General features: G+C 71.0%; 26 protein-coding genes. 18 read left to right on the plus strand and 8 right to left on the minus strand.

Features of this window, described 5'->3' with window-relative positions; genetic code table 11:
- Positions 1–55 precede the first annotated feature (55 nt).
- The 5 genes from OIE67_RS38550 (at position 56) to OIE67_RS55630 (ending at position 4,310) form a co-directional block, all read left to right on the plus strand.
- On the plus strand, positions 56–928 hold the full coding sequence (locus tag OIE67_RS38550; RefSeq protein ID WP_326629771.1) for a 5-dehydro-4-deoxyglucarate dehydratase: 873 nt from the start codon (positions 56–58) through the stop codon (positions 926–928).
- Positions 925–1,980 (plus strand): mandelate racemase/muconate lactonizing enzyme family protein, encoded by a 1,056-nt coding sequence (locus tag OIE67_RS38555; protein ID WP_326629772.1) that lies wholly within the window; start codon positions 925–927, stop codon positions 1,978–1,980. Before OIE67_RS38550 ends, OIE67_RS38555 begins: the two co-directional genes overlap by 4 nt.
- Entirely contained in the window at positions 1,977–3,944 is a 1,968-nt protein-coding gene (locus OIE67_RS38560; protein ID WP_326629774.1) for a DUF6807 family protein, read from the plus strand. Before OIE67_RS38555 ends, OIE67_RS38560 begins: the two co-directional genes overlap by 4 nt.
- Positions 3,945–3,970: 26 nt before the next feature.
- The gene (locus tag OIE67_RS38565; RefSeq protein WP_326645604.1) at positions 3,971–4,060 is read left to right on the plus strand and encodes a beta-galactosidase; all 90 of its coding nucleotides are present in this window, start codon (positions 3,971–3,973) and stop codon (positions 4,058–4,060) included.
- 118 nt (positions 4,061–4,178) lie between these two features.
- Positions 4,179–4,310 (plus strand): Beta-galactosidase C-terminal domain, encoded by a 132-nt coding sequence (locus OIE67_RS55630; protein ID WP_364662578.1) that lies wholly within the window; start codon positions 4,179–4,181, stop codon positions 4,308–4,310.
- On the opposite strand, the gene OIE67_RS38570 is transcribed toward OIE67_RS55630, so the two are convergent.
- Positions 4,285–4,968, minus strand: coding sequence for a TetR/AcrR family transcriptional regulator (locus tag OIE67_RS38570; RefSeq protein WP_326629776.1), 684 nt, complete (start codon positions 4,966–4,968; stop codon positions 4,285–4,287). The two genes, OIE67_RS55630 and OIE67_RS38570, sit on opposite strands and share 26 nt — an antisense overlap.
- Before the next feature lie 107 nt (positions 4,969–5,075).
- On the opposite strand from OIE67_RS38570, the gene OIE67_RS38575 reads away from it, so the two are divergent.
- From OIE67_RS38575 to OIE67_RS38600, 6 genes are all read left to right on the plus strand, one after another.
- On the plus strand, positions 5,076–6,698 hold the full coding sequence (locus tag OIE67_RS38575; RefSeq protein ID WP_326629778.1) for an ABC transporter substrate-binding protein: 1,623 nt from the start codon (positions 5,076–5,078) through the stop codon (positions 6,696–6,698).
- Entirely contained in the window at positions 6,695–7,633 is a 939-nt protein-coding gene (locus OIE67_RS38580) for an ABC transporter permease (protein ID WP_106252313.1), read from the plus strand. The genes OIE67_RS38575 and OIE67_RS38580 overlap by 4 nt, the downstream gene beginning before the upstream one ends.
- Positions 7,626–9,539 (plus strand): dipeptide/oligopeptide/nickel ABC transporter permease/ATP-binding protein, encoded by a 1,914-nt coding sequence (locus OIE67_RS38585; protein ID WP_326629782.1) that lies wholly within the window; start codon positions 7,626–7,628, stop codon positions 9,537–9,539. The genes OIE67_RS38580 and OIE67_RS38585 overlap by 8 nt, the downstream gene beginning before the upstream one ends.
- A gap of 68 nt (positions 9,540–9,607) precedes the next feature.
- Entirely contained in the window at positions 9,608–10,597 is a 990-nt protein-coding gene (locus OIE67_RS38590; RefSeq protein WP_326629784.1) for an ABC transporter ATP-binding protein, read from the plus strand.
- A gap of 14 nt (positions 10,598–10,611) precedes the next feature.
- On the plus strand, positions 10,612–11,835 hold the full coding sequence (locus tag OIE67_RS38595) for an acyl-CoA dehydrogenase family protein (RefSeq protein WP_326629786.1): 1,224 nt from the start codon (positions 10,612–10,614) through the stop codon (positions 11,833–11,835).
- A 6-nt stretch (positions 11,836–11,841) separates the two neighbouring features.
- Positions 11,842–12,216 (plus strand): class I SAM-dependent methyltransferase, encoded by a 375-nt coding sequence (locus tag OIE67_RS38600; protein ID WP_326629788.1) that lies wholly within the window; start codon positions 11,842–11,844, stop codon positions 12,214–12,216.
- A 245-nt stretch (positions 12,217–12,461) separates the two neighbouring features.
- Here OIE67_RS38600 and OIE67_RS38605 read toward each other — a convergent pair whose 3' ends face one another.
- On the minus strand, positions 12,462–14,024 hold the full coding sequence (locus OIE67_RS38605) for an alpha/beta hydrolase (protein WP_326629790.1): 1,563 nt from the start codon (positions 14,022–14,024) through the stop codon (positions 12,462–12,464).
- Positions 14,025–14,262: 238 nt separating this feature from the next.
- On the opposite strand from OIE67_RS38605, the gene OIE67_RS38610 reads away from it, so the two are divergent.
- Both OIE67_RS38610 and OIE67_RS38615 read left to right on the plus strand, forming a co-directional pair.
- Entirely contained in the window at positions 14,263–15,438 is a 1,176-nt protein-coding gene (locus OIE67_RS38610) for a histidine kinase (protein WP_326629792.1), read from the plus strand.
- Between the two features lie 83 nt (positions 15,439–15,521).
- Positions 15,522–16,196, plus strand: a complete 675-nt coding sequence (locus OIE67_RS38615) for a response regulator transcription factor (RefSeq protein WP_326629794.1) — start codon at positions 15,522–15,524, stop codon at positions 16,194–16,196.
- Positions 16,197–16,545: 349 nt separating this feature from the next.
- On the opposite strand, the gene OIE67_RS38620 is transcribed toward OIE67_RS38615, so the two are convergent.
- The 6 genes from OIE67_RS38620 to OIE67_RS38645 all read right to left on the minus strand — a co-directional run bounded on the left by OIE67_RS38620 (position 16,546) and on the right by OIE67_RS38645 (position 21,810).
- Positions 16,546–17,241: a DUF6879 family protein gene (locus OIE67_RS38620; RefSeq protein WP_326629796.1), complete on the minus strand. Its 696-nt coding sequence runs from the start codon at positions 17,239–17,241 to the stop codon at positions 16,546–16,548.
- A 518-nt stretch (positions 17,242–17,759) separates the two neighbouring features.
- Positions 17,760–18,590, minus strand: coding sequence for a polyphosphate polymerase domain-containing protein (locus OIE67_RS38625; protein ID WP_326629798.1), 831 nt, complete (start codon positions 18,588–18,590; stop codon positions 17,760–17,762).
- 34 nt (positions 18,591–18,624) lie between these two features.
- Positions 18,625–19,164 carry a DUF4956 domain-containing protein gene (locus tag OIE67_RS38630; RefSeq protein WP_326645606.1) on the minus strand — a complete coding sequence of 180 codons (540 nt, stop codon included), beginning with the start codon at positions 19,162–19,164 and terminating at the stop codon, positions 18,625–18,627.
- 151 nt (positions 19,165–19,315) lie between these two features.
- Entirely contained in the window at positions 19,316–19,978 is a 663-nt protein-coding gene (locus OIE67_RS38635; RefSeq protein ID WP_106252297.1) for a response regulator transcription factor, read from the minus strand.
- Complete coding sequence (locus OIE67_RS38640) at positions 19,975–21,396, minus strand: sensor histidine kinase (protein WP_326629800.1); 1,422 nt, start codon at positions 21,394–21,396, stop codon at positions 19,975–19,977. The genes OIE67_RS38635 and OIE67_RS38640 overlap by 4 nt, the downstream gene beginning before the upstream one ends.
- Positions 21,397–21,408: 12 nt before the next feature.
- Entirely contained in the window at positions 21,409–21,810 is a 402-nt protein-coding gene (locus OIE67_RS38645; protein ID WP_326629802.1) for a hypothetical protein, read from the minus strand.
- 133 nt (positions 21,811–21,943) lie between these two features.
- On the opposite strand from OIE67_RS38645, the gene OIE67_RS38650 reads away from it, so the two are divergent.
- The 5 genes from OIE67_RS38650 (at position 21,944) to OIE67_RS38670 (ending at position 26,386) form a co-directional block, all read left to right on the plus strand.
- Complete coding sequence (locus tag OIE67_RS38650; RefSeq protein ID WP_326629804.1) at positions 21,944–22,726, plus strand: SDR family oxidoreductase; 783 nt, start codon at positions 21,944–21,946, stop codon at positions 22,724–22,726.
- A gap of 85 nt (positions 22,727–22,811) precedes the next feature.
- The gene (locus OIE67_RS38655) at positions 22,812–23,480 is read left to right on the plus strand and encodes an ABC transporter permease (protein ID WP_326629806.1); all 669 of its coding nucleotides are present in this window, start codon (positions 22,812–22,814) and stop codon (positions 23,478–23,480) included.
- Positions 23,473–24,648, plus strand: coding sequence for an ABC transporter ATP-binding protein (locus OIE67_RS38660; RefSeq protein WP_106252290.1), 1,176 nt, complete (start codon positions 23,473–23,475; stop codon positions 24,646–24,648). The genes OIE67_RS38655 and OIE67_RS38660 overlap by 8 nt, the downstream gene beginning before the upstream one ends.
- Entirely contained in the window at positions 24,645–25,421 is a 777-nt protein-coding gene (locus OIE67_RS38665; protein ID WP_245956665.1) for an ABC transporter permease, read from the plus strand. The genes OIE67_RS38660 and OIE67_RS38665 overlap by 4 nt, the downstream gene beginning before the upstream one ends.
- Positions 25,418–26,386: a glycine betaine ABC transporter substrate-binding protein gene (locus OIE67_RS38670; protein ID WP_326629811.1), complete on the plus strand. Its 969-nt coding sequence runs from the start codon at positions 25,418–25,420 to the stop codon at positions 26,384–26,386. Before OIE67_RS38665 ends, OIE67_RS38670 begins: the two co-directional genes overlap by 4 nt.
- The last annotated feature ends 40 nt before the right edge of the window (positions 26,387–26,426 follow it).

Below are 26,426 nucleotides of genomic sequence, written 5' to 3' on the forward strand. Positions count from 1 at the left end.
GTCCGACTTTCCGTCCCGCCCACAAGGCCGGGGTTTCTATTCTCAAGGAGATTCCGTGAATCTCAGCGGTGTGCTGTTCTTTCCCGTGACCCCCTTCGACGCCGGCGGCGCGCTCGCCGAGGAGGTGCTGGCCGAGCACGTGCGGCGCGGGATGGAGCACGGTCCGGGCGGCGTGTTCGCGGCCTGCGGCACGGGCGAGTTCTCCGCGCTGTCGGAGTCCGAGCACGCCCGGGCGGTACGGGTGGCCACCGAGGTCGTGGCGGGCCGGGTGCCGGTGTTCGCGGGCGCGGGCGGGCCGCTCGGCGCCGCGCTGAACCAGGCGCGGGCCGCCAGGCAGGCCGGCGCGGACGGGCTGCTGCTGATGCCGCCGTACCTGGCCCAGGGGCCGGGGCACGGCTTCGAGGCGTACGTGCGGGCGGTGGCCGAGGTGCTGCCGGTGATCATCTACCAGCGCGGCTCGGTGGTGCTCGAACCGGAGGCCGCGGTCGCGCTGGCGGGTCTGCCCGGGGTGATCGGGCTCAAGGACGGCGTGGGCGACATCGACCGGATGCAGCGCATCGTGCTCGCCGTACGCGAGTCGTACCCGGACTTCCTGTTCTTCAACGGGCTGCCGACGGCCGAGCTGACCATGCCCGCCTACCGGGGCCTCGGGGTCGAGTTGTACTCCAGCGCGGTGTTCGCCTTCGCGCCCGAGATCGCCCTGGCCTACCTGAACGGCGAGGAGCGGCTGCTCACCGAGTTCTACGCCCCGCTCGTCCGCCTGCGTGGCAAGGTCCCCGGCTACCCCGTCTCGCTGGTCAAGGCCGGCGTCCGGCTGCGCGGCCTGGACGTGGGCGCCGTACGCCCGCCCCTGGTGGAGGTGAGCGGCGAGCACCTGGAGGAGCTGGAGGCGCTGATCAAGACCGGGCTGGAACGGGTGGCGTCATGACGATCGCGGACCTGCGTACCGAGCTGCGCACCGCGGCGCTGCCGCGCCCGTGGGGCGCGGACGTGCCGGCCAACCACGTGATCGTCACCCACGTCACGCTCGCCGACGGGCGGACTGGCACCGGGTTCTCGTGGACGCCGCAGATCGGCGCGCACGCGGTGCGGGCGCTGCTCGACCACGACCTGCGCGAGGCGCTGATCGGGCTGCCCGCCCACCCCGAGGTGGTGTGGGACCGCCTGTGGCGGCACCTGCGCGAGGCGGGCCCCGGCGGGATCACCACGGTCGCGCTGGCCGGCGTCGACCTGGCGCTGTGGGACCTGCGCTGCGGCGGCGAGGCGCTGCCCGACGTGCTCGGCCGCCGGCGCGACGAGCTGCCCGTGTACGGCAGCGGCGTCAACCTGCACTACTCGCTGGAGGAGCTGGTCGAGCAGGCCGGGCGCTGGGTCGCGGCCGGCTACCGGGGCGTCAAGATCAAGGTGGGCCGGCCCGACCTGGCCGAGGACATGGCCCGGGTGGCCGCGGTGCGCGCGGTGATCGGCCCCGACCGGCTGCTGATGATCGACGCGAACCAGCGCTGGGACCTGCACAGGGCGCGGCGGGCGCTGGCCGCGCTGCGGGAGTTCGACCCGCACTGGATCGAGGAGCCGCTGCCCGCCGACGACGTCGCCGGGCACGTGGAGCTGCGCCGCTCCGTCGACGTGCCGATCGCGGTGGGCGAGAACGTCTACACCACGTACGGCTTCCGCGACCTGCTGGCGGCGGGCGCGTGCGACGTGGTCCAGCCGAACGTGGTGCGGGTCGGCGGCATCACGCCGTTCCTGCGGATCGCGGAGCTGGCCAGGACCTACGACGTGCCGGTCTATCCGCACCTGCTGAGCGAGGTGTCGGGGCAGCTCGCCCTGGCCCTGCCGCTGCCGTCGATGGTGGAGGACGTGGAGGACGCCTCGTTCGGGCGGCTGGGGCTGCTGGCGGAGCCGTACCCGGTGGAGATCTCCGGCGGTGTGCTGCGGGCGAGCGGCGGGGCCGGGCTCGGGCTGAGGTGGTCGTCATGACGCCGGCGAAGGTCGTGCTGGCCGGAGCCCAGGGGCACGGGCAGCACCATCTGGGCATCCTGCGCGAGCTGAGCGGGCGCGGGCTGATCACGCTGGCCGGGATCTGCGACCTGCGGCCCGTGGCGGTGGACTTCGCCGCGCCGCCGCAGTCGTCCGACCTGGGCGAGCTGATCGCCAAGACGGGCGCGGAGTTCACCATCGTCTGCACGCCGATCGACACGCACGCCGACCTCGCGGTGACCGCGCTGCGGGCCGGCTCGCACGTGCTGCTGGAGAAGCCGCCGGCGCCGAGCCCCGACGAGCACCGCAGGATCGCCGCGGCGGTCGCGGAGACCGGGCTGGCCTGCCAGGTCGGGTTCCAGTCGCTCGGTTCGACGGCCGTCCAGGCGCTGCGCGAGCTGATCGCGAGCGGCGCGCTCGGCCGGGTGCGCGGCATCGGCGGCGCGGGCGCCTGGGCGCGTCCCGCCTCCTACTTCACCCGCTCCCCCTGGGCGGGCCGGCGCCGGCTGAACGGCGTGGACGTGATGGACGGCGCGCTGACGAACCCGTTCGCGCACGCCGTCGCGACCGCGCTGGCCATCTCCGACGCTCCGATCGCGGAGATCGAGACCGAGCTCTACCACGCGAACCCGATCGAGTCGGACGACACCTCCTGCCTGCGCGTCCGGCTGGAGGACGGGCTGACGATCACGATCGCGGTGACGTTGTGCGCGCCCGACGAGCAGCCGCGGCACGAGCCGTACGTGACCGTGCACGGCGACGAGGGCCACGCCACGCTTCACTACACGCAGGACCGGCTCACGGTGGAACGGGCGGACGGCTCGGTCACGACGACCACGTACGAGCGGACGGGCCTGCTGGAGAACCTCATCGACCACGCGCGCACGGGCGCGGAGCTGCTGGTGCCGCTGGCCGGCACCGAACGGTTCACCCGCGTGCTGGACGCGATCCGGCTGGCCCCTGAACCGGTGCCGATCCCCGAGCGGCACCAGATCGTGCACCGGGACGAGACGGGCGAGGTGACCGGCCGGGTGCTGCCCGGCGTGGTCGGGCTGACCGACCTCAGCGCCAGGGAGCTGGCGCTCTACTCGGAGCTGGGCGCGGCGTGGACGCGGGTGGAGCTGCTGGTGTCGGGCCGGGAGGTGGCCGCCTACGACTGGAGTCCGGACCTGCCCGCCACCGACTCGCCCCGCCCCTACCTGCACGGGGTGCGCACGCTCGGCGGCGTGGAGGTGAGCGAGGTCCGCCCTGAGGACCACGTGCACCACCTGGGCGTCGGCGTGGCGATCTCCGACCTCGGCGGGGCGAACTTCTGGGGCGGGCGCACGTACGTCAAGGACCAGGGGCCGGCCTGGCTGGCGGATCACGGCCGGCAGCGGCACGTGGCGTTCACCAGGCTGGAGGACGGCGGCTTCGCCGAGCAGGTGGAGTGGATCGGGCCCACCGGCCTGATGGCCCGCGAGGAACGCACGGTCACGGCCCGCCCGATCGGGACGGCCTGGACGCCGGACGCCGCGGAACCACCTGCGGGAGCCGCCTGGGCGCTGGACTTCGCGTTCACGCTCACCAACCTCACCGATGCCCCGCTGACGATCCAGAGCTCGGCCACCAAGGGCCGGGCGGGCGCCGGTTACGGCGGCTTCTTCTGGCGCGCCCCCGGCACCTCCCACGCCCGCACCACGCTCCCCGGCGACGAGCGGGCGGTGCACGGCAGCCGGGAGCCGTGGATCGCCCTGTCGGGCCGCACGCCGGAAGGCCGCGACTGGACGCTGATCTTCGTCCAGGCGGACGACGACCCGTGGTTCGTCCGGGTCGAGGAGTATCCGGGCGTGGGCCAGGCGCTGGCCTGGGACACGCCGCTGGTCGTGGAGGGCACGCTGACCCGGCGGGTGGTCACGGTCGTCGCGGACGGCAGGCTGAGCGCGGAGGAGGTGTCGGTACTCGCCGCCGATGTGAGACTCTGAGGCGCGACGCCGGCATCCGGGCCTACCTGTCCACGCCGACCGCCGCCCCGCCGCCGTGGTTCGGGCAGCGCCACCCCGAGGCGCTGCCCGTGGACGCCGACGGACGCCGGCTGTAGCCGGGCAGCTCGGCCGGCGCTACGGCGGCCATCCGGCGCTCCGCCCCGGCTCACCCCCAGCTACACCAACCCGGGGCTGGAGCTGGTACGGCGCTCGCACCCCGACGGCCGCTCCTTCCTGTTCGCCGTCAACCACACGGCGGCCGAGGCGACCGTGGCGGTCAAGGGCACGACGCTGGACGGCACGCCGGTGGACGGCTCACTGACGGTGCCGGCCGGGGCGGTCAGGATCGTGCGGGAGGCTCACTGATCACGTCCGCCTCCGCGGGGGTGGTCTTCGCCGACGTGCTGCGCAGCAGCCGGAGGGCGCCGCGGGACAGGGCCGTCAGGATGTCGGCGGCCTCGTCCAGGTCGGGGTAGCGCCCCTCCAGGTGCCCCATGGCCAGCGCGTTGGTGGCCGCGTTGATCCCCTCCGCGATCATCTCCAGCCGCCGCCGGTCGCGTTCGTCGTCGGCGGTGTAGCCGAGCGCGGCCAGGTCGGCGGCGTGGTGCTCGCGGTGGGCCGCCGCCGTGGCCACGGCGAAGTCGCGCAGCGAGGACGAGGGGTCGTACCTGGCTCTGAGCTGGATGCGCAGCAGCTCGGGGTGACGGCAGATGGCGACCAGCGGGATGCGGAACGTGTCGCGGTGCCGTTCGAGGTCGTCGGGGGCCTCGCGGGCCTTGCGGCGGGCCGCGCGCATGGCCTCGAACAGCCGCTCGCCGCCCTCGTCCGCGAGCACCCGCAGCAGCTCCTGCATGTCCTTGAAGTGCACGTAGAAGCTGGACTGCGCGATCCCGGCGGCCTTGGCGACCTTGACCGTGGACAGGCCCGCCTCGCCCTCCTCGTCCAGGATCGCCAGCGCGGCGCGGATGAGCCGGCGCCTGGTCAGATCCTTAGCCTCGCTTCTGGTCAGCGGTGTGTCCGTCATCGATCCCCTCCCCTCGTAACGATTCTCCCGCGGCACTTGTGCGGATTTTCACCGATAGTACTATCGGTGAAATTGCTCTCGGGGGATCAGCCGGGAGGAGGGCGTGCATGGGACGCTGGAGGACGGCGGCCACGTTGTTACTGGCCGCGACGGTGATGCTGGCCTGCAGCGGGCAACGACCGGTCGCGGGGCCGCCGCAGTCGGGCGCGCCCGCGACGGGGCCCGTACAGGGCGGACGCCTGGTGTACGCGCTCAGCGCGGACGCCAACGGGTTCAACCCGATCACCGACCAGTTCGCGGCACAGAGCTACAGCATGGCCGGCACGATCATCGAAGCGCTGGTGAGCGTGGACGCCGAGGGCGACTGGAAGCCCTACCTGGCCGAGTCGCTCACCCCGAACGACAAGTACGACGAATGGACCATCAAGGTCAGGTCGGGCATCTCCTTCTCCGACGGCATGTCCCTGACCGGTGACATCGTCAAGGCCAACCTGGAGGCGCAGAAGAAGTCGCCGCTGACCGCGGCCGTCTTCGTGCCGATCAAGTCGTTCGAGCTGGCCGACCCCATGACGGTCAAGGTCGTGCTGAACCAGCCGTGGGTGGCCTTCCCCTACTACCTGTCCACGCAGACCGGCATGATCGTCCCGCCGGCCTCGCTGAACGACCCCAAGGCGGCCAGCCTCAAGCCGGTCGGCACCGGACCGTTCATCTTCAAGGAGTACGTGCCGGACAACCGCATGGTCGTCACCCGCAACCCGCGCTACTGGCGTCAGGGCCTGCCGTACCTGGACGAGGTCGAGTTCAGGATCCTGCCCGACAGCCAGACCAGGGCCCAGACCCTCGAAGCGGGCGGCGTGGACGCCATCGGCACCTCCCGCGACGAGGACCTGACCAAGTTCGGCGCGCTGAAGGACGCCTACACCATCCACCGGGCGCAGGGCATGGCGGTGGCCGAGTACATGTTCCTGCTCAACACCGAGGTGGCCCCGCTCGACGACGTACGGGTGCGCAAGGCCATGGCCCACGCCACCGACCGAAAAGCCGTCATCTCGACCCTGCGCGGCGGGCTGACCGAGCAGGCCGACGGCCCGTGGTCGAAGGACTCCAAGTGGTACACCCCGGGCGGCTACCCCGACTACGACCTGGCCAAGGCGTCCGCGCTGGTCAAGGAGGTCGAGGCGGAGAAGGGCCCGATCCGGTTCGAGCTGATCTCCACCCCCGACCCCAACACCATGCAGGGCGTCGAGCTGGCCCAGGACATGTGGCGCAAGGCCGGCATCGAGGTCTCGATCAAGCAGGCCGACCAGGCCGACCTGATCAACCGCGCCATCACCGGCAACTTCGCGGCCACCGTGTGGACACAGTTCTCCGCCCAGGACCCCGACGGCGAGTACATCTGGATGCACCAGGGCTACGCCAAGCCCGTCGGCGACATCTCGCTCAACATGACCAGGCTCAAGGACGACGAGCTGAGCAAGGCCTTCGACGTCGGCCGGATGAACCCGGACGAGGCCGCGCGCAAGGCCGCGTACAAGACCGTGCAGGAACGGCTGCGCGAGCTGGTGCCCTACGTCTTCATCGACCATCTCAACACCGGGGCCATCGTGGCCAGGACGAAGGTGCGCGGCATCGGCGAGCACGTGCTGCCCGACGGCGGCAAGGGCCTGCCGCTGACCGGGTCGCCCATCCCGTACCACCCGTTCGGCCAGCTCTGGGTCGGCGAACGGTGATCGTCCTCCACCGGCTGATCCGGCTCCTGGTGGTGCTGGTCGTGGTGACCTTCCTCTCCTTCGTCCTGCTCAACCTGCTGCCCGGCGACCCGGTCACGCAGATCCTGGGCCTGTCGGCGACCGAGGAGGCCCGCGCCCAGCTCCGCCAGGAGCTCGGGCTGGACCAGCCGCTGCTGGTGCGCTACCTCGACTGGCTCGGCGGCCTGGCCACCGGCGACTTCGGCACCTCCTACATCACCCGGATGCCCGTTGGCTCCGAGCTGGCCGAGCGGCTGCCCGTCACGCTGGAGCTGCTGGTCGCGGCGCAGGTCATCGCGCTCGGGCTGGCGATCCCCGTGGGCGTGGCCGCCGCCCGCCGCGCGGGCCGCGCGCTGGACCAGGCGCTCACCGCGCTCAGCTTCGCGCTGCTGTCCACGCCCGTGTTCGTGCTGGGCGTGCTGCTGATCCTCGTGTTCGCGGTCACCTGGCAGGTGGTGCCCGCGACCGGGTGGACGCCCATCTCCCTCGACCTCGGCTGGAACCTCACCTCGGTGATCCTGCCCGCCGTCACGCTGGGCGCCGGGCAACTGGCGGTGTACGCGCGGCTGCTGCGTACGGACCTGATCGCCACCCTCCAGGAGGACTACATCACGCTGGCACGCGCCCGCGGCCTGTCCCCGCGCCGCATCCTGTGGCGGCACGCGCTGCGCCCCTCCGCGATCACCCTGATCACCGCCGTCGGCCTCAACCTGGGCGCCCTCATCGGCGGCACCGTGATCATCGAGACGCTCTTCGGCCTGCCCGGCGTCGGGCGGCTCATCGTCGACTCCATCTTTTCCCGCGACTACCTGACGGTTCAGGGAGGCGTCGTGCTGATCTCGGTCGGCTACGTGGTCGTCAACTTCACCGTGGACCTGGTGTACGCCGCCGTCGACCCCAGGATCAGGCGTGCGTAGGCGGCAAGGGCTCGGCTTCTGGCTGGCGCTCGGCTGGATCGGGCTGATCCTGCTCGCCGCGCTGCTGGCCGACCTGCTGCCGTTCGCCCGCTACGACGAGACGCTCGCCGGGCCGCCGCAGTCAGGACCCAGCGCCGCGCACCCGTTCGGCACCGACGGCCTCGGCCGCGACATGCTCAGCAGGGTCGTGTACGGCGCCCGCGTCTCCCTCGGCGTCGGCATCGGCGCCGTCCTGCTCGGCCTGGGCATCGGCGCCCCGCTCGGCATCCTGGCCGGCTACCGGCGCAAGACCGCGGACGCGGTCATCATGGCGGTCAACGACGTGGCGCAGGCGTTCCCCGCGCTGGTGTTCGCGCTGGCCGTGGTCGCCTTCGCCGGCGCCAACCTGCGTAACGTGCTGATCGTGCTCGGCGTGCTCGGCGTCCCCTCCTGGGTCCGCCTCATCAGGGGCGCCACCCTCACCTTCGCCGAGCGCGAGTTCGTCCTGGCCGCCCGCGTGCTCGGCACCCGTGACCGGCGCATCCTGTGGCGGGAGATCGTGCCGAACGTGGCGGTGCCGGCGGCGTCGTACGCGTTCATCGGCATGGCCGTGGTCGTCGTCGCCGAGGGCAGCCTGGCCTTCCTCGGCCTGTCCGTCCAGGCGCCCACCCCGACCTGGGGCGGGCTGATCAACGAGGGCCGCACGCTGATGGAGACCGCGCCGCACGTGGTGCTGGCGCCCTCGATCGCCATGTTCCTGACCGTGCTGTCGTTCAACCTGGTGGGCGACCGGCTGCGCTCGCTGACTGACGTCCGGGAGAGCGGCCTCGAACCGGTGCGCCAGGCCGCCCCCGCGCTGCCCGCCACCACGCACCCCGTCCGCGACGTCCTGCTCCAGGTCGAGGACCTGCGCACCCACTTCGTCACGCCGCGCGGCCTGGTCAAGGCGGTGGACGGGGTCTCCTTCACCCTGGAGCGCGGCCGGACGCTGGCCATCGTCGGCGAGTCGGGATCGGGCAAGTCCATGCTGATCCGCTCCATCCTGGGCCTGCTGCCCGGCACCTCGGTCCGGGGCGGGAACGTGTACCTGGCGGGCGACGACCTGACCTCCTGCACCGCCGCCGAGATGCGCTCGGTGCTCGGGCCGCGGCTCGGCACCGTGTTCCAGGACCCGATGACCGCGCTGAACCCGGTGCGCACCATCGGCACCCAGGTCATGGAGCCGCTGCGGGTGCACATGAACCTGACCCGCAGGCAGGCCCGCGCGGAGGCGGCGAAGCTGCTGGCCTCCGTCGGCATCCCCGATCCCGTCCGGATCTTGCGCCGCTACCCGCACCAGCTCTCCGGCGGGATGCGGCAGCGGGTGACGATCGCGATGGCGCTGTCGTGCCGGCCCGACGTGCTGTTCGCGGACGAGCCCACCACCGCGCTCGACGTGACCATCCAGGACCAGGTGCTGCGGCTGCTGCACCGGCAGCGCGAGGAGCGGGACATGGCCGTGGTCCTGGTCAGCCACGACCTGTCCGTGGTGGCCAGGTGGGCGGACGAGGTGATCGTCATGTACGCCGGCAAGGTGGTCGAACGGGGGCCGGCGGCCGAGGTGTTCGCCCGGCCCCGGATGCCGTACACCGAGGCTCTGCTCCAGGCGGCGCCCCGGCTGACCGACCCCGTGCACCACCGGCTCCGGGTCATCCCCGGCCGGCCGCCCGACCTGGTGGACCTGCCCGAGGGGTGCGCGTTCCGGGCGCGGTGCGCGTACGCGGACGAACGGTGCGAGCGGGAGACGCCGCCGCTGTTCGAGGACGGCCACGACCGTCGCCGTTATGCCTGCTGGCATCCGCGCACGCAGGCTCAGGACGAGACGGCGGCGGCGCCGTCCTCCGACGTCACGGATGTCGCGGAAGGGGCTGAGAGCGGTGGCCGGTAGCGGATGCGCTCAGCTGACGGCCGTGGCCGGCGGCGGAAGCGCTCACCTTACGGAAGGAGCTGACGGCGGTGGCCGGTAGCGGAAGCGCTCACCTGCGCCCTCGTGACGAGGTGCTGCTGCGGGTGGAGGATCTGGTCGTGGAGTTCCCCGCCGGCCGGGGCCGTACCGTCAGGGCGGTCTCAGGGGTGAGCTTCGACCTGGCGCGCGGCGAGACGCTGGGCATCGTCGGCGAGTCGGGCTGCGGCAAGTCCAGCGCGGCGCGGGCGCTCGTGCAGCTCCCGCCGCCCCGCTCGGGCTCCGTCCGGCTGGACGGCCTCGAACTGACCGAACTGCGCGGCGAAGCCCTGCGCAGGACCCGCCGCCGCCTGCAGATGATCTTCCAGGACCCCATCTCCTCGCTCAACCCCCGCCGCCGCGTCCGCGAGATCGTCGGCGAGGGCCCGCGCGTGTGGAACCTGCCGGGCGACCGGGTGGACGAGGTGCTGGAGGCGGTCGGGCTCGATCCGGCGACGGCGGCGGTACGGCGGCCGCACGAGTTCTCCGGCGGGCAGTGCCAGCGCATCTCGATCGCCAGGGCGCTGATCCTCGATCCCGAGGTGGTGATCTGCGACGAGCCGGTATCGGCACTGGACGTCTCGGTGCAGGCCCAGATCCTCGGCCTGCTGGAGGACCTCAAGGACCGCTACCGGCTCACGCTCGTCTTCATCGCCCACGACCTGGCCGTGGTGAAGAACGTCAGTGACCGGATCATGGTGATGTACCTGGGCAAGGTGTGCGAGCTGGCGCCGAGCGCCGATCTGATCAGCCGGCCGGCGCATCCGTACACGCGGGCCCTGATCGCCTCCATCCCCGGCGGCGGCCTGGACCTGCCGCCCGCCGACCAGCTCATCAGCGGCGAGCCGCCGTCGCCGGTCAGCCCGCCGACGGGGTGCCGCTTCCGTACCCGCTGCCCGCGGGCTGCGGCGCGGTGCGCCGAGGAGGAGCCCAGGATCCGGCGGATCGGCGAGGATCACTGGCTCGCCTGCCACTACCCGGAGACACCACCTGCCCCCGCTTGATACAAGGAGTGAGCATGGCCATCGATTTCACCCTCTCCCCCGAGCACGAGGAGATCCGCAAGCGGGTCCGCGCCTTCATCCAGGGCACGGTCGTCCCCGCGATGGCGGAGGTGGGGGAGGGCGAGCGCGACGCGTACCTCCGCGCGATCTTCCACCTGCGCTCCCTCGCCAAGGCCGAGGGGCTCTGGCTGCCGCACATGCCGAAGGAGTGGGGCGGCATGGGCCTGGGGCACGTGGAGCTGGCCATGGTGCAGTCTGAGGCGGCCAAGACTCGCATCGGCCCGTGGGTGCTGAACTGTCAGGCGCCGGACGAGGGCAACATGCACACCCTGCTGCACTGGGCGGACGACGAGCAGAAGGAGAAGTACCTGCGCCCGCTGCTCGACGGCGTCCAGATGTCCTGCTTCGCCATGACCGAGCCCGAGGTGGCCGGGTCCGATCCCACTCTGATCCGTACGGAGGCGGTCCAGGACGGCGACGAGTGGGTGATCAACGGCCACAAATGGTTCATCTCCAACGCCCGCCGGGCCAGCTTCGCCATCCTCATCGCCAGGACGGAGCAGGACGTGCCGGAGGGGTCGCGGGGGGCCAACACCGCGTTCCTCGTCGACCTGCCCAATCCGGGCTGGAACGACGTGCGCGAGGTCGAGACCATGCACGGCTCCACCGGCCACAGCGAGATCGTCATCACCGACCTGCGCCTGCCCGGCAGCGCCATTCTCGGGGGTCGGGGCAACGGGCACCGCCTGGGCCAGTACCGGCTCGGCCCGGCCCGCCTGGCCCACTGCATGCGCTGGATCTCGCAGGCGGAGACGGCCCTGGACATGATGGTCGACCGCGCGCTCAAGCGGTACAGCCACGGCTCGCTGCTGGCCGAGAAGCAGGGCATCCAGTGGCTGATCGCCGACTCGGCCATGGAGCTCTACCAGTGCAAGCTCATGGTCCTGCACGCCGCCTCCAAGATCGACAAGGGCGAGGACTTCCGTACGGAGGTGTCGATGGCCAAACATTTCGTGGCGAACAGCCTCAACCGCATCATCGACCGCGCGATCCAGGTGCACGGGGCCCTCGGCTACTCGACGGACACGCCGCTGGCCTCCATGTTCCAGCACGCCCGCTGGGCTCGCTTCGCCGACGGGGCCGACGAGATCCACCAGATGCGCATCGCGGAACGCACGATCGCCGCCTACCAGGCGACCGGCTCCACCAGCGCCGCCACCGGCGACCTCCCCCTCTGATCTGGGATGGGTCTTTTCTCCGGCACCGCCCCCTACTACGCCCGTTTCCGTCCCGGCTATCCGCAGGCGTTCTTCTCCGACGTGATCACCCGGTTCGCCCTGAACGGCACCGGCCGCTCCCTCGACCTCGGCTGCGGCACCGGCTCCCGGTCCGCCTTCCGGGACGTCACCCCGGTGGTCCACGAGTTCGAGCGGATCTGGACCGTGGACCGGATCATCGGTTACCTGTACTCGACCTCGCTGCCCCTGCGCCGGCTGCTCGGCGACCGCCGCCCCGCCTTCGAACGCGACCTCACCACCGCACTGCTGACGGCCGTCCCGACCGGCCGCTTCACCGAACCGGTCACCTTGGAGGTCCTCTTAGCCCGCCGACCCCCCTGACCCGACCGACCCCAGAACTCCTGATCCGGCCACCCTGCGGATCTCCTGATCAGACCGACCCTCGAAACCCGCGGATCCGACCAGCCCTCGAAGCCGCTGACCCGACCGACGCGTGGAACCACCGAGCCCCGAAGCCACCCGCCATTCCGGAGAGCGGCACTCCCGGAACCCCGCTGCGGACACGGCTCAGCCCCCGGGCCGAGAACCGGGGGCTGGACGCTGAGGGCTGGGCCGTGAGGTGACGGTCAGGACTTGAGGCCGGCGCAGGAGAGGTCCTTGGCCGGCAGGGTCCCCCTGGTCAGGAACGCGACCGTGGCCTGGTCGGCGCAGACGGAGCCGGTGCCGTAGGCGAAGTGCCCGCCGTGCTGGACACCGACGAAGCCGGCCCGGTCACCCAGCGCCCTACGCATCCCCCGGCCCGCCGCCCACGGCGTGGCGTTGTCACGGCGGTTCTGCAGGATCAGCACGTTACGCGGACCGTGCGAGGTCACCTTGACCAGCGGCTCGATCGGCTTCTTCGACCAGAACGCGCACGGCAGGATGTTGTTCGGCATGCCGCCGCTCAGCGGGTACTTCGCGCGGGCGGCCGCGGTGGCGGCGGCGTAGGAGTCCACGTCGCGCGACCAGGTGGTGTCCCCGCAGATCATGGCCAGCGCCATGGTGACCTGGTTGTCGGCCGGCACGCCCTTCACGGGCGGGGTGTCGGCGAAGATCTGCCGGAGCACGGCGACGTCCGCGTCCGTCGGGGCCTTGCCGGCGGACAGACCGTCCACCGCCTTCCAGAACCGGGTGAGCGGAGCGAGCGTCTCGTTGTGCTGCAGCATCTGGTACGTGACAGCGCGCAGCAACCCGCCGTTGACCGTCACCGACGCGCCCGGCACCGTGGCCGGCTTCCGGTCCAGGCGGTCGGCCAGCGCGAGGAAGGAGTCGGTGACCTCCTTGACGGTGTCGCCCAGCCCGAGGGCGGCGTCGTTCGCCGCGGCGACGCGGGCGGCGTCGGGGAACCGGTCGTTCATGCCCTGGTTCCAGGTGTTCAGCATCTTCGCCCACACCTTGTCCGGGTCGACGTTGCCCTCCAGCACCATCCGGTCGGTGTTGCGGGGGAACAGCGAGGTGTAGACCGCGCCGAGGTAGGTGCCGAAGGACTGGCCCCAGTAGGAGATCTTCCGCACGCCGAGCGCCCGGCGGATGCGATCCATGTCACGAGCCGTGTTCGCACTGGTGAAGTACTGGAGCTTGGCCCCGACCTTGGCGCACTGCGCGGCGACGGCACGCGCGGTGGCGACGTTCTCCTTGATCGAGCCGCCGGCGCCGGGATAGGGGAACACGGTGAGCAGGCCGGCGGTGCCGGGCAGACCGCAGCTCATCGGAGTGCTGTGGCCGACGCCGCGCGGGTCGAACCCGATCAGATCGTACGAGTCCCGCACCTTCTTCGGCAGTGTGAGCGCCATCTGACCGGGCATGTCCAGCCCCTGCAGCCCCGGGCCGCCCGGGTTGAACAGCAGGTTGCCGCGCTTCTTACCCGGCTTGGCGGTGGCGATTCTGGAGACCGCGACGGTGATGCTCTCTCCGCCGGGGCGGCGATAGTCGAGAGGCACCTTGACGGTGCCGCAGGTCTGCCGGGGATCCCGCTTGGCGCCCGGCGCAGGCTCCGGACATTCCCCCCACTTGATCGACTTCTGTACGTCACCGGCACCCACCTCGACCTCGGCGCTCGCCGGCTGCCCGCCGATGACCGCCCCTGCCGCCGCGACCGCGGCCAGGCTGCCGGCGATGACGATGCGTACCCGAATGCTGTTGCTCTCCATGATGCTGCCCTTCCGAAGCCCTGTAGTGCCGCGATCCCGATTCCCGTGACGGTGCGATCCGGCTTCCCGTGGTGCCGTGATCCGGATTCGCGGCCGACCGTGCTTGCCGGCCGCTGGTAAGGAAAAGTAGGAGTCGAGGGCCCTGTCCCGAATCACCGCGCTGCGGACATTTCCGTGTGGCTCATATGAGGGACAAACGCGGCAACATCGGCGATCGGAGATCGCTAGGCTCTGAGCCATGCCGGGGACCTTGGCCGGCGACCTCTTCCGCAGGTTGCTGAACGTCTGGCGCGTCTACGACGCCACGGTGTGGGATCGCTGGCTGGCCGCCGGCTGCACCGGGCTGGCGTTCGTACCGGCGCTGTCGATCATGAGCGTCCAGTTCGGCGACCTGCCGGAACGCCCCGCCGACGCGTTCACGCTCGTGCTCATCCTGGCCCAGACGCTGCCGCTCGCCGTACGCACCCGGTGGCCCGCCGCGTGCCTGGCGATCAACGGCGCGGCCTTCGTGGTCCACGAGACGCTCGCCTACCCGATGCAGTTCGGCACCGTGACGATCTACGTCGCGCTGTACTCGGCGGGCGCGCACCAGGAGCGGTTCCGCCGCGCCATCGCCGTCGTGTTGTCGGCCGCGTACGCCGTCCTGTGCGTCGCCATGCTCCTGCTCGGCTCACCGGCGACGCTGAGCGAGTTCCTGGTGTTCTACCTGCTGTTCGCCGCGTGCTGGATGGGCGGCGCCTTCGTCCGCGGGCAACGACTCCAGGAGGCCGAGCGCCGCCGGCTCGCCGCCGTGGCCGCGACCACCGCCGAGCGGGCGCGCATCGCGCGCGAGCTGCACGACGTGGTGACCCACCACGTCACCGGCATCGTCGTGCAGGCCGACGCCACCCAGTTCGTGGCCACGTCGCCGGACCGCGTGGTCACGGCACTGTCCACGATCGGCGGCTCCGGCCGCCGCGCCCTGGCCGAACTGCGTCACCTGCTGGACGTACTGGAGGCGACCGGAGAGTCGGCGTCCCCCGTCATGGGCAGCGTACGAGACCTGGTCGAACAGACCCGGAGCGGCGGCCAGCCGGTGGAACTGGTGGAGGACGGCGACCAGCCCGCACTCCCGGTCGGCGTGAGCCTGGCCGTGTACCGCGTGGTCCAGGAGGGCCTGACGAACGCCGTCAAATACGCCGAAGGCAGCCCGACCACGGTGCGGGTCGGCTACCGGAACGACCACGTGGAAGTCGAGGTGACGAACGCCGCCGCCGCGGTATCGGTCGGCGCGAGAAGCGGCCTGTCCGGCGGCCGCGGCCTGCCCGGCCTCCGCAGCCGCATAGACGCCCTGGGCGGCGAGCTGACCGCGAGCGACCAACCCGACGGCGGTTTCCAACTCCACGCGTCAATCCCCCTAAGCGACACCGAATGACCAGGACGCCCGCACCCGTCGCCGAATCACCACTGAACCCGCAGTCGGTGCCGAATGACCACGACCCCCACAGGCGGTGCCGAATGACCATCCGCGTCATGATCTGCGAGGACCAGGAGATCGTCCGCACCGGCTACGAGACGGCGTTCGACGCACAGCCGGACATGACGGTGATCGGCGTGGCCGCCGACGGCCCGGCCGCGGTCGAGGCGGTCACCGCCCTGGAGCCCGACGTGGTGGTCATGGACATCCACATGCCCCTGATGGACGGCATCGAGGTGACGAGACGCATCGCCGGCCCCGGCATCATCGCACCGCCGAAGGTGCTGGTCGTGACCACGTTCAACGTCGACCAGTACGTCTACGACGCCCTGCGCGCCGGCGCCAGCGGCTTCCTGCTCAAGGACGCTCCCCTCCTGGAGCTGGTGAACGGCGTCCGCACCGTCGCCCGCGGCGAGTCCCTGCTCTCCCCCACCGTGACCCGCACCCTCATCGGCCGCTTCGCCGACCGCCTCCGCCCCTCGACCCCTGCCCCCACCGAGGACCCCTTGGCCGTCCTGGCCCCCCGCGAACGCGAGGTGCTGCGCCTGATCGCCCGCGGCCTGTCCAACGCCGAGATAGCCGCAGAACTGGTCATCAGCTTCGAAACCGTCCGCACCTACGTCTCCCGCATCCTCACCAAACTCGACCTACGCGACCGCGTCCAAGCCGTAGTCTTCGCCTACCGCACCGGCTTCGCCGACAACACAGAAACCTGACCAGGCGGACTTTCCTGCGACGCCGAGCCACTCATCGATCGCCACGACGGCGACCACGGCCTCGAAGCCGGCAGCGAACGCGTCTCACCAAGCGGCCATCGCGCGACCGTGTTCAAGCGCAGCTCACCAACCTTGCGCTTCCTCACCGGAAGCAGACGGCGCCCCCTCCGACCGATCCTCGCTGGGCGATGAGCGTCCCCACCCCACCGGCCCCTGCGGAGCGAAGAACGCCCCACCCCAGCCCGCCGGCCCCCTCAAAGCGAAGAGTGGGCCCAATGCCCTCCAGCAGGACGATCGATCCCCACAAGGCGAAGAGTGCACCCAACGCCATCCCAGCACGCCGTCCCCCTCAAACACTCATCTCCGGGGCGGGCAACGGCACGATCTCACGCTCGTAGTAGGCCCGAAACTCCTCCCCTGCCGCGAACATCTTGTCCAGCTCCCCCCGGCAGGCCGCGATCACTTCCCGATCGTCGATCCGCCGCGCCCCGCTGTGCCGGCCCGACGCGTCGTACGTCACCTCGTACATGGCCACCAGCCCCAGCACGACCAGCTCCGGCAGCCGGCGGCCGACCTCCTGCTCGGCCACCTCGCCGGCGTCGAGCACCCGCACCTGCTCAGCAGCCGCCTCTCTCAGCGCGAGTACGTGCATCTCCCACTGCACGTACGGCGTGACGGGCTGCTCGACGATCCTGATCCGCCGCCGGGAGAACCGCTCGACCCGGCCCTCCCCCTCCCCCGCCACACCGCTGCGCCCGTCGACCAGCTTCATCGACCGATCCCAGTCGCCCTCCAGCATCGCGACCCAACTGGGCTCGTTCGGCTCCCGAAAGCTCTGCACCCGTTCAAGCTTCCAAAAAACGTCATCAATTTTCCGGAAATTAGGCCAGAAATCATCAAGATACTCATCCGCACCCAGCAAAACCCCCGGTATCTCATGAATCCGCTCAAGCATCAGAAATTTCCCCCCGAAACCGGCACGTCCACAATTCACCCCACCACGCCCATAATCATCGACCAGGACGCAGCAACAGCAACCCATCATCCCTGGTCATTCCCTACCTATCACCATGCCATCCCCCTTACGGACTTTCCCCGGCTCAGCCCGGCGCGCCCCACTGTCCCCACCATCAAGCAACCCCAACAAAGCACCAGCAACCACCCCACCAAACCTGACAACTCACGCCAAAATCCCCCAACCAGCCAATCCACCCGTCCCCGCAAGGAAATCAAGCAATCCAGCTCCCCTTCTTGGTGCTACGGCGGGCAGGGACAGGAGTCGTCCGACGGGCCACCAGCGGAGACCAGGGCGGCAGACAAAAGCGTGACGAACGGCATCTCAGTACAGACACAGCCATCGGCACCGAATGGGGACGTACCAGTCGCGGAAAGCGGAGAACACGCCAGCCGCACCGCAGCCAGCGAAGGCGGCCGACCGGAGTGCAACAGGCCGGCGAGCCCGCACTCAGCCGGCAACGGACGGCCGCCATACAACACCACAGTGGACCCTGCCCTCGACCCGGAACGGACGATCAGCGAACAACACGACGGCGAATCCAGCCCTCAACCGACAACGAGCGGTTGGCGGGGAGCGGGGCGGTGGGGTAGGTAGCGGTGCAGGACAGGGTGCCAGCGGTTGGCGGGTAGGTCGCGGAGTGCGGCGACCGCTAGGCAGTATTTGCTCACGTTGACCGGACGCACCCCCAACCGGCGCAGCAGCGTGTCGATCATCGCTCTTCCGTCCGCCGACTTCGACTCCAGCAGGACCAGGTCGCCCCGGGCCGGAGCGCTGCGCGACCCGTCTCGGCACAGCAGGCTGGTGTCGCAGGTGAGGCGGGCCCCGCCGGACAGGTCGATGAGCGTCACCCGTCTGTAGTCGGTGGCCAGCACCGGCTCCAGCGTCTCGGGCATGATGAGGCGCAGCTCGCTGAGGAGCGTGTCGCGGACGAAGTCGAGTGCCTCCTCCGTGAGCGTGCCGCTCGGCGTCCCGTCGTAGGGGATGCGGTGTTTGTCGGTGCTGCCTCGTGCGCCGCTGAGCTTGAGCTCCAGCCATCGGCCGCCCCCGTCGAGGTAGGTGCGGGTGCGGAGCTTGAACCTGCGGCGCCGGCCCTGGCGGTGCTGGCGGTAGGTGAGCAGGTCGGGGGTGTCGAAGTAGGTGGAGGTGTAGCGGAACTGCCGCCGCCCGGCGATCCGCAGCACACAGAGCCGATCCCCCGCTTCGGCCGCGAGCCGGGCCATGGTCGAGGCCGTCACGAGGTATTTGCGATCGACCCGGCTCATCAGCTCCGGCACCTCCTCCAGCCCGATCGGCGGCATACCGGCCGCGACCCCGGCCAGCAGGGCATCGGCATACAGCTCACCCATCACCGCGCTCCGTCCGCGCTGCTCAGTCATCAGGCCTCCCCGCCGTCGCGTCCGGCCTCCGCCTTCAGCGGACCCCCGCCCTGGCGTTAGAGGCGGCGTAGCGGACGTCCACCACGGTCACGTCGCGGACGTAGTCGATCTGGGTGACCACGCAGTGGAGCACCCGGCCCCGCAACCGGCTCTCCAGGTCCACTCGGAGCGCGTCCGGGTCGGTGTGCACCACGTCGAGGGTCACCACCTGGTGGCGGGTTCGGCCGAGGAGGCCGGGGTGGTCGGCGAGGTACATCACGCCCAGGAGCACTCCGTTGAGCAGTAGTGCGGTCAGGGGCCAGGCGGCGGCGATGCCGTTGACCAGGCCGAGGACGATCGCGACGAAGTAGTAGGCGATCTCCTGCTGGGTGATCTCGCTCGATCGGAGCCGGATGATGGACAGCACGCCGAACAGCCCGAAGCCGACGGCGATGTCGACCCGCTGCACCAGCAGCAGCGACACGACGGCGAAGATGCCCACGTTGAGCGCCAGGTAGGCGAACAGCAGGTCACGCCGGTGGTGGCGCCGGTAGTAGAGACCGTAGGCGAGCGCGATGATCGCCACGAGGTCCATCGCGAGTCCGGTCAGCAAGGCCGCTCCTTCGGTAGTGCTCCCGGCCGGACGCTTGCCGAGGGGTGGTGCCCTGGGCAAGCTGCCGGTCGAAGTGGTGGTGCCCTCGGTGAAGAGCTTGGCGGGGCGGGGTGAGGCGGCGGTGAGGTGATGATTAGGAGACTCTCATCCGGTAGCCGGTGCCGCGCACGGTCTCGATACGGTCCGCGCCGATCTTGCGTCGCAGGTAGCGCACGTAGACGTCGACCACGTTGGAGCCGGGGTCGAAGTCGAAGCCCCACACGTGGCTGAGCAGCTGCTCGCGGGTCAGCACCTGGTCGGGGTGGCGGCAGAAGATCTCCGCCAGCGCGAACTCCCTGGTGGACAGGTCCACGGCGCGCTCCCCGACGTAGACCCGCCTGGTCCGCAGGTCGAGGGACAGGTCGGCGACGCGCAGCACGGTCACCTCGGGCGTACGGTCGGCCCGCAGCCGCAGCCGCACCCTGGCCAGGAGCTCCTCGAAGGCGAAGGGCTTGGCGATGTAGTCGTCGGCGCCGCCCTCCAGACCCGCCACCGTGTCGCTCACGCTGTCGCGCGCGGTCAGGATGATCACCGGGATGTTCACCATCGCGCCCCGCAGCCGCCGCAGCACCGTGAACCCGTCGCTCAGCGGCAGCCCGATGTCGAGGATGAGCAGATCGAACCCGCCCGCGCCGGCCAGGTCGTAGGCCGCCACCCCGTCGCCGACCACGGCCGTGACGAAGCCGTTGGCGCGCAGCCCCTTCTCCACGAAGGAGGCGATTCTGGCCTCGTCCTCGGCGATCAGGATCCGGTTCAATGCAGCCTCCACAACTCCCACATGGGAAGGGACATGACGAAGCAGGCGCCGCCGCCGGGAGCGTCCGTCACCGCGACGTTGCCTCCGTGCGCCTGGGCGATGGATCTGACGATGGCCAGGCCCAGGCCGGCCCCGTCGGGAGCGCCGTCGGGGACGCCGGTCCTGCTCGCCCCGCGGACGAACCGGCCGAAGATCCGTTCGCGCTCGGCGGGGGCGACGCCGGGGCCGCTGTCGCGTACCCACAGCTCGACCCGGCCGTCGCGGACGGCGGAGCCGACGGCGATCAGGTCGTCGTCGCCGGTGTGGCGCACGGCGTTGGCCACGAGTTGCATGAGCGCCTGCGTGAGCCGATGACGGTCGGCGGGCAGACGGGCCTCGGCCACCTCGTCCACCCGCCAGCGGCGCGCGCCGAGCGCGCGGGCCTTGGCGACCACGCTGACCGTGAGATCGGCCAGCTCGACGTTGTCGATCGTGAGGAAGCCCGGCTGCTCGGCCTTGGCCAGGATGAGCAGGTCGTCGACGATGCGGTTCATCCGGTCGAGCTCGTCGGTGACGAGCGCGAGGGTCTCGGCGCGTTCGTCGGGGTCGTCGCCCATGAGCTCCAGGTGGCCGCGGATGACGGTGATCGGGGTGCGCAGCTCGTGGCCGGCGTCGTCCATGAAGTGCCGCTGCACGACGAAGGCCTGTTCGAGCCGGTCGATCATGTGGTTGAACGTCCCCGCGAGCGCCGCCACGTCGTCGTCGCCGGGCACGTCGAGCCGGCGGGTGAGGTCGGTGGAGTCGCTGATCTGCTCCGCCGTCATCCGCACGAGCCGGACGGGCGCCAGCACCCGCCCCGCCACGAACCATCCGGCCGCCCCCGCCAGCCCCATCGCGGCCAGCGCGGACAGCCCGAGCACGCGTACGGCGTCGACGATCTCGGCGCGGTGCAGGTCGTAGAAGATCGCCACCACGAGATGCCCGCGGCGGGGATCGCCGGCCACGGTGACCGGGACGACGGCGTATTGGACCGTTCCCTGCGTGGTCTCCAGCTCGGCGCGGGCGACCCTCGTCGCGGTGGCCATCCGGGCGACCAGCGCGTCGTCGCCGTCGATGGGGACGGGCGGCGCGATGAAGCTGGCCTTGCTGGCCTTGCCGTCGATGATGGTGAAGAAGGTCTCCCACCGGTCGGGGGCGTTGAGCCGGAGATAGCCGGTGAGCAGGTCGTCGACGTCGCTCACCCGCGCTCCGGACCCGGGGGCGAGCGCGCTGCCGGCGTAGATGCGCAGCTTGGCGACCTCGTTGCGCAGCTCGGCCGCGATCCGGTCGTCGAGCCGGGTGAGCAGGATCGTCCAGGTCGCGAAGATCGCCACCGACAGGGCGAGGCCGACGACGGTGAGCATCCAGCCCACGATCCGGGCCCGGGCGCTCACCCGCATGCGCCCGCCCCATCAGTCATCGCCGTCATCGTCGTCACCACCACCACCGTCGTCATCGTCGCCGCCTCCGGGTCTGGGCGCGGGCGGCTCGACCGGCTCGGCTCTCGATCTGCGCACCGTGGACCGCCCGGTCCTGCCCGCATCGTCCGAAGCCGTCGCCGAAGCTGTGGCCCTGGCGCCGCCCGAAGGCCGCGCGCTCCTTCCGTCCGCCGAGGACGAGGACGAGGGCGAGGACGACGGCGACGGCGTCCCCGTACGCCGGCCCGACGAGGGAGACACCGACGGAGAGGGGGAGACCACGACCGGCCCGCCCAGGTCCGGCCCCACCTCGGCGGCCCGCACCAGTTGTATGGACATGAGCCCCGCCGCCGCCACCCCGAGACCGAGCAGGATCACCGCTCCCCGATGTTTCATGAGCATGACCCTGTCGTCCTTCGAGGAGACCACGCTGAGGCACAGATGAGAAACCTCTCATCTGAAAGCGCTCCACCGCAGTAGAATCATGTTCTAATCGCGCAGCAGCCGGCCCCGGCACGGAGGAGCGATCATGCTGGTACGGGACAAGGTCGTCGTCGTCACAGGAGCAGCAAGCGGCATCGGCCGCAGCCTGGCCCTCAGGTTCGCCGAGGAGGGCGCGGCCGGCGTGGTCATCGCCGACCTGGACGAGGCGGGCGCCGCCGCGGTGGCCAAGGAGATCGGCGACAGGGCCGTCCCGGTACGCGCGGACGTCTCCACGGAGTCCGACGTGGCCGCCCTGGTCGACACCCCGTTCGGCCCGGTGGACCTGTTCTGCTCCAACGCCGGCATCATCGACGGCCGCGGCCTGGACGCCACCGACCAGGACTGGAACAGCCTCTTCTCGGTCAACCTCATGTCCCACGTGTACGCCGCCCGCGCCGCCGTCCCCTCCATGGTCGCCCGCGGCGGCGGCTACCTGCTCAACACCTGCTCGGCCGCGGGTCTGCTCGGCTGCCCCGGCGACGCCCCGTACGCGGTGACGAAGGCGGCGGCTATCGCGTTCGCCGAGTGGGTGGCCGTTCACTACGCCACCCAGGGCGTCAAGGTCAGCGTCCTGTGCCCCCAGGGCGTACGCACGGCGATGCTGGAGCACGGCATCGAGACCGATCACCCGACCGCGAAGGCGGTGCACGCCGCGGGAGCCATCCTCGATCCGGCCGACGTGGCCACGGCGGTCATCGACGGCCTGGCCGCCGAGCGCTTCCACATCTTCCCGCACCCCGAGGTCGCCGACATGGCCCGCCGCAAGGCCGAGGACCCGGACCGCTGGCTGGCCACCATGGCCCACTTCACCGCCGATCTGACCCGGTGAGGCCGTAACGACACGACCCCGCCGAACGTGACAGAAGTGACGTCTGTGGCGTTTGAGGTTGACAAGTCGGGTTAAGTTCTAAGGGATGAGCCTGTGGGAATACGTCGGGGATCGGTGGGACCTCATCCTCTTCGAAACGGTCCAGCACGCCAGCATGGTGGCCCAATGCGTCCTGATAGCGGCCGTCCTGGGCGTGCTCATCGGCGTGGCGGCCTACCGCCGTCCCAGACCTTCGGCGCTCGCCACGACCATCGCGGGCGTGCTGTTCACGATCCCGTCGCTGGCCCTGCTGGGCCTGCTGATCCCGCCGCTCGGCCTGGGCGTGGCGCCGAGCGTGACGGCGATCGTCGTGTACGCGCTGCTGCCCATCATCCGCAACACCATCGTCGGCCTGCAGGGCGTCGACCCGCTGCTGGTGGACGCGGCCCGCGGCATCGGCATGAGCCGCCGCCGGCTGCTGACCAGGATCGAGCTGCCGCTGGCCTGGCCGGTGATCCTCACCGGCATCAGGGTCTCCACACAGCTGGCCATGGGCATCGGCGCGGTCGCCGCCTACGTCTCGGGCCCGGGGCTGGGTGAGCAGATCTTCTCGGGCCTGGCCCGGCTGGGCGGCGCGAACGCGGTCAACTCCGCGCTGACGGGGACGATCGGGGTGGCGATCCTGGCGCTGCTCTTCGACGCCGCGTTCGTGCTGCTCGGCCGATTCACCACCCCCGGCGAACGCCGGGCCGCGATGGGAGGCGCTCGTGGCTGACCAGCCCACCAGCGGCGTGCCGATCGAGCTGCGGAAGGTGACCAAGGCGTTCCCGGGCGGCGGCGAACCGGCCGTGCGCGAGCTCGACCTCGACATCCCGGCCGGCGAGATCGTCGTCCTGCTCGGCCCCTCTGGCTGCGGCAAGACCACGACCATGCGCATGATCAACCGCCTGATCGAGCCCACGTCGGGCGACATCCTCATCGGCGGCCAGAACTCCCGCGGCATCGACCCCGACCGGCTGCGCCGCCACATCGGCTACGTGATCCAGCAGGCCGGGCTGTTCCCCCACATGACCGTGGCGGCCAACATCGCGCAGGTGCCCAAGATGCTCGGCTGGGACAAGCAGCGCATCGCCGAGCGCGTGGACGAACTGCTCGAACTGGTCGGCCTGGAGCCCGGCACCTACCGCGACACCTACCCGCGCCGCCTGTCCGGCGGCCAGCAGCAGCGCGTCGGCGTGGCCAGGGCGCTGGCGGCCGACCCGCCCGTGCTGCTCATGGACGAGCCGTTCGGCGCCCTCGACCCCATCAGCCGCGAACGTCTCCAGGACGAGCTGCTCCGTCTCCAGGACGACCTGGCCAAGACGATCGTCTTCGTCACCCACGACGTGGACGAGGCGCTCAAGATCGGCGACCACATCGCGGTCATGCAGCGGCCGGGCCACATCGTGCAGTACGCCAGACCTGCCGAGATCCTCACCAACCCGGCGAACGACTACGTCGAGCAGTTCCTCGGCGCCGGCTCCTCCATGCGGCTGCTGCGCCTGACCAAGGTGGGCGACATCGAGCTCGACCAGGTCCTCTACGCCTCCGAGGACGCCGACGCCCAGGAGCTGCGGGCCGACATCGAACGCGACGGACGCGGCTACGCGCTGATCACCGACGGCATGCGCCGCCCGCTCCGATGGATCGGCCGGGACCATCTCGAAGGACGCGAGGGCCCGGTCGGCGCCACCGGCGACGCGATCACGGGCACCATCAGCCACCGCATGACCTTGCAGGACGCCCTGGAAGAGCTGCTCAACGCCGACACCGACAACGTCCCCGTGGTGGGCCGGCGGCAGGCGTACGCGGGCTCGCTCTCGCTGGCGACGGTGCAGAACGCGATCGCCGCGATCAAGGCCCGCGAGCGGGAGCGGCGGCTGCGCAGGGTCGAGGCGCAGTGACGGTCGACAGCGCCGCCGCCAGGGAGGCCACGACTCCAGAGCCGGAGATCGGCCGGTCGTGGCACGTCTTCCTGCCCCTGCTGGGCTACCTGGCCGTGGGCGTCGCGATGGTCGTCTACACGCAGCTGGCGCCGCTCGACAGCATCGAACGCGGCTCGCTCAACCTGCCGTTCCTGCTCCGCCGCACGTGGGAGCACATCCAGCTCGTCTTCTTCTCCACCGTGCTGGTGCTCCTGGTGGCGCTGCCGCTGGGCGTGCTGCTCACCCGGCGCGGCCTGCGCCGGGCGACGCCGTACGTGCTGGCCCTGGTCAACGTGGGGCAGGCGACCCCGGCGGTGGGGCTCGTGGTGCTGCTGGCGGTGGTGTTCCAGATCGGCTTCTGGACGGCGGTGGCGGCGTTGTTCGCCTACAGCCTGCTGCCGACGCTGCGCAACACGATGGTCGGCCTCGACCAGGTCGATCCGCGGCTGACCGACGCGGGGCGGGGCATCGGCATGTCGGCGGCGGGGGTGCTGTTCAAGGTGGAGCTGCCGATGGCGGCGCCGGTCATCCTGTCGGGCGTACGGACCACGCTGGTGCTGAACGTGGGCACGGCGGGCATCGCGGCGTTCATCGGCTCCGGCGGGCTCGGCGACCTGATCACCACGGGCGTGAGCACGCAGCGCAACCTGATCCTCGTCACCGGATGCGTGCTGATCGCCGTGCTGGCGCTCATCATCGACTGGCTGGGCGGCCTCGCCCAGCGCTACCTGGCGCCGAAGGGCCTGTCATGAGGGCTCGCGCCGTCGCGATGGCCCTGCTGGTCGTGATCGTCGCGGTCACGGCGTGCGGGCTGCGCCCCGCGTCGTCGTTCGTGCCGCCGATCGAGCCGGGCGGCATCCGCCCGATCCCCTCTCTCGAAGGCGTCAAGGTGCGGGTGACGTCCAAGGAGTTCACCGAGCAGCTCGTGCTCGGCAAGATCGCGGTGGTCGCGCTCACCGCCGCCGGTGCGGACGTGATCGACCAGACGAACGTGCAGGGCAGCGTCAACGCCCGCACCTCGCTGACCCGCGGCGACGCCGACCTGATGTGGGAGTACACCGGCACCGGCTGGATCACCTACCTCGGCCAGTCGGAGGCGATCCCCGACGCCGAGAAGCAGTACGAAGCCGTACGCGACCTCGACCTGCGCGAGAACGGCATCGTCTGGCTCCCGCCCGCCCCGCTGAACAACAGCTACTCGATGGGCGCCACCCGCGCCACGGCCGAGAAGTACGGCCTGAAGACGATCTCCGACATGACGAAGATCCCCGTCGCCCAGCGCACCTTCTGCGTCGACCACGAGACCTTCGGCCGCGACGACGGCTTCCTCGGCATGCTCAAGGGCTACGGCCTCGAGTACGGCAAGGACGTCCCCCGCAGCAACGTGCGCCGCATGTCGACCGGCGTGCTCTACAACGCGATCGCGGCCGGCCAGTGCGCGCTCGGCATGATCACCACCACGGACGGCCGGATCGACGCGCTCAACCTGGTGCTGCTGGAGGACGACAAGCACTTCTTCCCGCAGTACAACGCGGCCGTGACCATCCGCAGCCAGGTGGCCAAGGCCCATCCGGAGATCGCCCGCGTCTTCGCCCCCATCAGCCCCAAGCTCACCGACGACGTGATCAGGAAGCTCAACGCCCAGGTGGACGTGGACGGCGACGTGCCCGTGCTGGTCGCCCGCGACTGGCTGCGGTCGGAGGGTTTCGTCAGATAGCCGGCCCCTGGCGTTACCCATACCCGATCAAGGGCAGGCC

Source organism: Nonomuraea fuscirosea, from assembly GCF_035917475.1.
Classification (GTDB): domain Bacteria; phylum Actinomycetota; class Actinomycetes; order Streptosporangiales; family Streptosporangiaceae; genus Nonomuraea; species Nonomuraea fuscirosea.

Excerpts from the sequence above, each read along its gene's own strand:
- OIE67_RS38555 (WP_326629772.1), top strand. The coding sequence starts at position 925 with ATGACGATCGCGGACCTGCGTACCGAGCTGCGCACCGCGGCGCTGCCG.
- OIE67_RS38560 (WP_326629774.1), top strand. The coding sequence starts at position 1,977 with ATGACGCCGGCGAAGGTCGTGCTGGCCGGAGCCCAGGGGCACGGGCAG.
- OIE67_RS38570 (WP_326629776.1), bottom strand. The coding sequence starts at position 4,968 with ATGACGGACACACCGCTGACCAGAAGCGAGGCTAAGGATCTGACCAGG.
- OIE67_RS38575 (WP_326629778.1), top strand. The coding sequence starts at position 5,076 with ATGGGACGCTGGAGGACGGCGGCCACGTTGTTACTGGCCGCGACGGTG.
- OIE67_RS38595 (WP_326629786.1), top strand. The coding sequence starts at position 10,612 with ATGGCCATCGATTTCACCCTCTCCCCCGAGCACGAGGAGATCCGCAAG.
- OIE67_RS38600 (WP_326629788.1), top strand. The coding sequence starts at position 11,842 with ATGGGTCTTTTCTCCGGCACCGCCCCCTACTACGCCCGTTTCCGTCCC.
- OIE67_RS38605 (WP_326629790.1), bottom strand. The coding sequence starts at position 14,024 with ATGGAGAGCAACAGCATTCGGGTACGCATCGTCATCGCCGGCAGCCTG.
- OIE67_RS38610 (WP_326629792.1), top strand. The coding sequence starts at position 14,263 with ATGCCGGGGACCTTGGCCGGCGACCTCTTCCGCAGGTTGCTGAACGTC.
- OIE67_RS38615 (WP_326629794.1), top strand. The coding sequence starts at position 15,522 with ATGACCATCCGCGTCATGATCTGCGAGGACCAGGAGATCGTCCGCACC.
- OIE67_RS38620 (WP_326629796.1), bottom strand. The coding sequence starts at position 17,241 with ATGATGGGTTGCTGTTGCTGCGTCCTGGTCGATGATTATGGGCGTGGT.
- OIE67_RS38625 (WP_326629798.1), bottom strand. The coding sequence starts at position 18,590 with ATGACTGAGCAGCGCGGACGGAGCGCGGTGATGGGTGAGCTGTATGCC.
- OIE67_RS38630 (WP_326645606.1), bottom strand. The coding sequence starts at position 19,164 with ATGGACCTCGTGGCGATCATCGCGCTCGCCTACGGTCTCTACTACCGG.
- OIE67_RS38640 (WP_326629800.1), bottom strand. The coding sequence starts at position 21,396 with ATGCGGGTGAGCGCCCGGGCCCGGATCGTGGGCTGGATGCTCACCGTC.
- OIE67_RS38645 (WP_326629802.1), bottom strand. The coding sequence starts at position 21,810 with ATGAAACATCGGGGAGCGGTGATCCTGCTCGGTCTCGGGGTGGCGGCG.
- OIE67_RS38650 (WP_326629804.1), top strand. The coding sequence starts at position 21,944 with ATGCTGGTACGGGACAAGGTCGTCGTCGTCACAGGAGCAGCAAGCGGC.
- OIE67_RS38655 (WP_326629806.1), top strand. The coding sequence starts at position 22,812 with ATGAGCCTGTGGGAATACGTCGGGGATCGGTGGGACCTCATCCTCTTC.
- OIE67_RS38670 (WP_326629811.1), top strand. The coding sequence starts at position 25,418 with ATGAGGGCTCGCGCCGTCGCGATGGCCCTGCTGGTCGTGATCGTCGCG.